Here is a 1127-nt window from a genome sequence, read left to right on the forward strand (position 1 = left end):
GATGATCCTAAAGACATTGATCAATTTAAGGAAGGCGAAATCCTTGTTACCTTGATGACATCACCTGATTGGGTTCCAGCTATGAAGAAAGCTGCCGCTATTGTAACTAATAATGGTGGTATGACCTGTCACGCAGCTATTGTATCTCGTGAAATGCAGATTCCATGTATCGTTGGTACAAAGAGTAAGCAAGTTGCTGCAACGGATGTTTTGAAGACTGGTGACGTGGTAACTGTTGACGCTACAAACGGTATTGTTTACATGGGTAAAGTTGACAGTCTTCTTAAGAAAGACAAACCAGCTGCACAAGGTGGACAAGTAGTAGCCGCTGAAACATTTGCCCCAACAGCTACTGGCGTTATGATGAACCTCGGTGATCCTGATTTGGCTGACAAGTACTCATCATTACCAGCTGATGGAATTGGATTAATGCGTGAAGAGTTCTTATGGACAACATTTATTCATGAACACCCACTATATTTGATTGAACAAGGACATCCAGAAAAAGTCGTTGATATGTTAGCTGACGGAATTTCTAAAGTTGCTCGTGCTATGGCTCCACGTCCGGTAGTATTACGTCTATCAGACTTCAAGTCCAGTGAGTACAGAAAACTTAAGGGTGGAGAGAAATATGAACCACATGAACCAGCAGACTTATTAGGCTGGAGAGGTGCTTCACGTTACTACGATCCTAAGTATATTGAAGCCTTCAAACTAGAATTGGCTGCGGTTAAGAAAGTTCGTAATGAATTTGGTTTGAAGAATTTGAATGTTATGATTCCATTTGTCAGAACTGTCGATGAAGCTAGAAAAGTTACTGATATCATGAGAAATGAAGGCTTGGTACGTAACGCTGACTTCAAAGTTTACATGATGGCTGAAATTCCAACTAATATCATTTTGGCCGATCAATTCAATCAATATGTTGATGGTTACTCAATTGGATCAAACGATTTAGCTATGTTGATTTTGGGTTGTGATCGTAATAATGATACTGTTGCCCATCTATTTGACGAACGTAATCTAGCCGTTAAACGTGCTATCCGTCATTTGATCAAGACAGCGCATAAAGATGGCAGAACAGTTTCAATTTGTGGACAAGCTCCTTCTGAATATCCAGAGTTTAC

The 1127-nt window shown here is 40.1% G+C and carries 1 protein-coding gene; it reads left to right on the plus strand.

Annotation, left to right across the window (positions count from 1 at the left end):
- On the plus strand, positions 1 to 1127 hold a 1127-nt coding region (locus FHL06_RS13835; protein WP_238334066.1), incomplete at both ends, for a putative PEP-binding protein.

Source organism: Companilactobacillus halodurans, assembly GCF_009600985.1.
GTDB lineage: Bacteria > Bacillota > Bacilli > Lactobacillales > Lactobacillaceae > Companilactobacillus > Companilactobacillus halodurans.